Below are 3735 nucleotides of genomic sequence, written 5' to 3' on the forward strand. Positions count from 1 at the left end.
GGGCTGCTTCCTCGCCGACGGCGACGGCCAGGGTCGATACACCCACCGGTCCCCCACCGAATCCACGCACGAGCGCACCGAGGACGGCGCGGTCGAGCCGGTCGAGGCCGAGCGCGTCGACGTCGTAGACCTCGAGCGCCGCCATCGCGATGGGGTGGGTGATGATGCCGTCCGCCCTGACCTCGGCGTAGTCGCGCACCCGGCGCAGCAGCCGGTTGGCGATACGCGGCGTGCCCCGCGAGCGCCCGGCGACCTCGGCGGCGGCGTCGTGGTCGATCTGCACTCCGAGAATCCGGGCCGAGCGGGTGAGGATCTGCAACAGCTCGGCGGGGTCGTAGAAGTCCATGTGCCCGGTGAAACCGAAGCGATCACGCAGCGGACCCGTGAGCGCGCCCGAGCGGGTGGTGGCGCCGACCAGGGTGAACGGGGCGATGTCGAGCGGGATCGAGGTCGCGCCGGGGCCTTTGCCGACGACCACGTCGACGCGGAAGTCCTCCATCGCCAGGTACAGCATCTCCTCGGCCGGGCGGGCCATGCGGTGGATCTCGTCGATGAACAGGACATCGCCCTCGACCAGGTTGGAGAGCATGGCGGCGAGATCTCCCGCGCGTTCCAGCGCGGGTCCCGAGGTGATGCGCAGGGCGGTGCCGAGTTCGCCGGCGATGATCATCGCCATGCTGGTCTTGCCGAGGCCGGGCGGTCCCGACAGCAGGACATGGTCGGGGGTGGCGCCGCGCTGACGCGCGCCACGCAGGACCAGTGCCAGCTGTTCGCGCACGCGGGGCTGGCCGATGAACTCGTCGAGCGAGGTGGGACGCAGGCCGGTCTCGGCTTCGCCGTCGGTGCTGAGATACCGGGCGGTGAGGTCGGATTCGTCGGCCTCGGCGAAGGTGTCGAAGTCTTCGTCCACGGTCTACCTGTTCTTACCGAGCAGGCCGAGCGCCGCGCGCAACGCCACCGAGGTGGTGGCGGTTGGCTGGTCGGCGAGGACGGTGTCGACGGCCTGTTCGGCCTGCTTCGCCGGGAACCCGAGGCCGACGAGCGCTTCGGAAACCTGCTCGCGCACAGGGGTACTCGGGGTTTGCGCACCGGGCGGACCGGTGGGGACGGCCACCTGGTTCACCTTGTCGCGCAGTTCGACGACCATCCGCTCGGCGCCGCGTTTGCCGATGCCGGGGACCCTGGTCAGCGCGGCGACGTTGCTCTCGGCCAACGCCTTTCGCAGCGCTTCGGGTTCGAGCACGGCGAGCACCGCCATCGCCAGGCGGGGGCCGACGCCGGAGACGGTCTGCAACAACGCGAACAGTTCGCGCGCTTCGGTGTCGGCGAACCCGAACAGGGTCATCGAGTCCTCGCGCACGATCATCGCCGTGTACAGGCGGGTCTGCTCGCCGCGGGTCAGCCCGGCGAGTGTGGCCGGGGTGGCGTTGAGGCGGTACCCGACGCCCGCTGCTTCGATCACCACGTGATCGAGCGCGATCTCGAGCACCTCCCCGCGTACCGACGCGATCACCCGCGCACCACCTTCCGTTGTTCGGCGAGCCGTTGTTCGTAGCGGCGGCGGACCTCGTCCGCCTGTGCCTGCGCGGCCGCCATCCGGTCCATCAACGGCGCCCGCCAACAATGACAGATCGCCAGCGCGAGCGCGTCGGCGGCATCGGCCGGTTTCGGCGCGACCTGCAAACCGAGAATCCGCGTCACCATCGCGGTGACCTGCGCTTTGTCCGCCGTACCGTTGCCGGTGACGGCCGCTTTCACCTCGCTGGGCGTATGGAACGCCACCCGGATCCCGCGCCGCGCCGCGGCCAGCGCGATCACCCCACCGGCCTGCGCTGTGCCCATCGCGGTCCGCACATTGTGCTGGGCGAACACCCGCTCGATCGCGACAGCTTCGGGCCGATGCGTATCCATCCACTCTTCGGCGGCATCCGCGACAGCCATCAACCGCAACGCCAGCTCGGCGTCGGGCGGGGTCCGCACCACCCCCACATCGAGGGCGACCACCTTCCGGCCCGGTCCGCTGTCGACCATGCTGAGCCCGCACCGGGTAAGCCCCGGATCGACGCCCATCACCCGCACCGGCCACCCCTTCGAAGACACGAACAGTTGTTCGAAAGTCTAGAGCATCCCCGCGTTCGGGCCGACCAACGACACGATCCTCACGCCGGTCGCGGCGGCAGCCCCAGCAACGCCGGATCGCGGGCGTGCTCGGCCCAGACCCCCGCCGGATCCGCGACCAGCTTGCGCGCCCGCAGGTCGAGCAGTCCACTCACATACGACACCGTCGCGGCGATCTCACCGTCCGCCCTGGTGAGGGTGTGCTCCACCCGATAGGTCTTGCCCTGCCCCCACTCCCACCGGCAGTCGACCTCGACCGTGTCGTTCGCGCGCAACTCCCGCAGATAGCGAACGTTCAGCTCGAGATTGACCGGCCCCATCCCCGCCGCGAGGAGGTCGGGCACCGAGACTCCCGCCTCGGTCACGCACGCGAACCGCGCGTGATCGGCGAACTGCTGATACGCCGAGCCGGTGACGTGCAGTTGCGGGTCGAGATCGGACACCCGAATCGGGATCCGAACCCGAAACGGCACAGTGGTTTCCGCCATGCCCGCGAGTGTGCCACCGGGGTCCGACACCTTTCGTCGCTATCCGAGCGCGGTGGTGAAGACCTCCAGGGCACGATCGTCGAACAGCACGAACCGCACCTGCGTCACGTGTGTCTCGGCCGCGCGGACCGTCTCGACCGCGATCCGCGCGCCGTCATCCATCGGCCAGCCGAAGATACCGGTGGAGATCGCCGGGAACGCGACGGTCGCCGCTCCTAGTTCGTCTGCCACGCGCAGGGATTCGCGATAGCAGGAGGCGAGCAGCTCGGAGCGGTCCTCGGTGGCCGACCACACGGGGCCGACCGTGTGGATCACCCAGCGGGCGGGGAGCAGGCCCGCGGTGGTCGCCACCGCCTGGCCGGTACGCAGGCCTTTGCCGTAGTGCGAGGCGCGCAGGTCGCGACATTCCGACAGGATCTGCGGACCGCCCTTGCGGTGGATCGCCCCGTCGACGCCACCGCCGCCGAGCAGCGAGGAATTCGCGGCGTTGACCACCGCGTCCACCTGCTGCTCGGTGATGTCGCCCCGGACCGTCTCGATTCGCGTCATGATCCTCATTGTGCCGGGGCGTCGACGTAGTCCACGGGTACGGTCGAGTGAGCAGGCATGGTCGGTCCGTCCGAGGCGAGGAGAACCACGCATGGCCATACCCACCGGTGACATCGTCGCGACGCCCGACGGGCGGGACCTGGTGATCACCAGGTCGCTGGGGTTGCCGATCGAGGAGGTGTGGGCACGGTTGACCGATCCGCATCTGACCTCGGGGTGGTACGGCACCTGGGAGGGCGAGTCGGGGACCGGCAACACCATCCGGGTGCAGATGCGCTTCGAGGAGGGTGAACCGTGGTCGGCGATGCGCATCGACGACTGCACCCCACCGATCCACCTCGGCGTCTCCTCGACCGACCAGATCGGCCTGTGGCGGCTCGAGGTGACGTTGCTCGACACCGGCGCGGCCACCGAACTGCGCCTGGTCCACCATCTGACGTCGGAATATCAGCTGGCGGAGATCCCCCAGATCGGTCCGGGGTGGGAGTACTACGCGGACATGTTCGTCGCGGCCTGCACGCACACCGAACGACCGGATTTCGCCGACTACTACCCGTCGATGTCGGGCTACTACCAGAAG

Annotated in this window: 6 protein-coding genes; 1 reads left to right on the top strand and 5 read right to left on the bottom strand. The window is 69.5% G+C overall.

Annotation, left to right across the window (positions count from 1 at the left end; genetic code table 11):
• From ruvB to ACFWF3_RS27875, 5 genes are all read right to left on the bottom strand, one after another.
• Positions 1-910 (bottom strand): Holliday junction branch migration DNA helicase RuvB (gene ruvB / locus ACFWF3_RS27855; RefSeq protein ID WP_379316393.1); only part of this gene is annotated, 910 nt, incomplete at its 3' end.
• 3 nt (positions 911-913) lie between these two features.
• Positions 914-1513, bottom strand: coding sequence for a Holliday junction branch migration protein RuvA (gene ruvA, locus ACFWF3_RS27860; RefSeq protein WP_378988972.1), 600 nt, complete (start codon positions 1511-1513; stop codon positions 914-916).
• Positions 1510-2079: a crossover junction endodeoxyribonuclease RuvC gene (gene ruvC, locus ACFWF3_RS27865; protein WP_101467026.1), complete on the bottom strand. Its 570-nt coding sequence runs from the start codon at positions 2077-2079 to the stop codon at positions 1510-1512. Before ruvC ends, ruvA begins: the two co-directional genes overlap by 4 nt.
• A gap of 80 nt (positions 2080-2159) precedes the next feature.
• Entirely contained in the window at positions 2160-2606 is a 447-nt protein-coding gene (locus ACFWF3_RS27870; protein WP_379316395.1) for an acyl-CoA thioesterase, read from the bottom strand.
• Between the two features lie 39 nt (positions 2607-2645).
• Positions 2646-3155, bottom strand: a complete 510-nt coding sequence (locus tag ACFWF3_RS27875) for an O-acetyl-ADP-ribose deacetylase (protein ID WP_379316397.1) — start codon at positions 3153-3155, stop codon at positions 2646-2648.
• A 91-nt stretch (positions 3156-3246) separates the two neighbouring features.
• Here ACFWF3_RS27875 and ACFWF3_RS27880 point away from each other — a divergent pair.
• On the top strand, positions 3247-3735 hold a 489-nt coding region (locus ACFWF3_RS27880; protein ID WP_379316399.1), incomplete at its 3' end, for an SRPBCC domain-containing protein.

This window comes from Nocardia sp. NPDC060220, from assembly GCF_042727815.1.
Taxonomy (GTDB): Bacteria; Actinomycetota; Actinomycetes; order Mycobacteriales; family Mycobacteriaceae; genus Nocardia.

Excerpts from the sequence above, each read along its gene's own strand:
- ACFWF3_RS27870 (WP_379316395.1), bottom strand. The coding sequence starts at position 2,606 with ATGGCGGAAACCACTGTGCCGTTTCGGGTTCGGATCCCGATTCGGGTG.
- ACFWF3_RS27875 (WP_379316397.1), bottom strand. The coding sequence starts at position 3,155 with ATGACGCGAATCGAGACGGTCCGGGGCGACATCACCGAGCAGCAGGTG.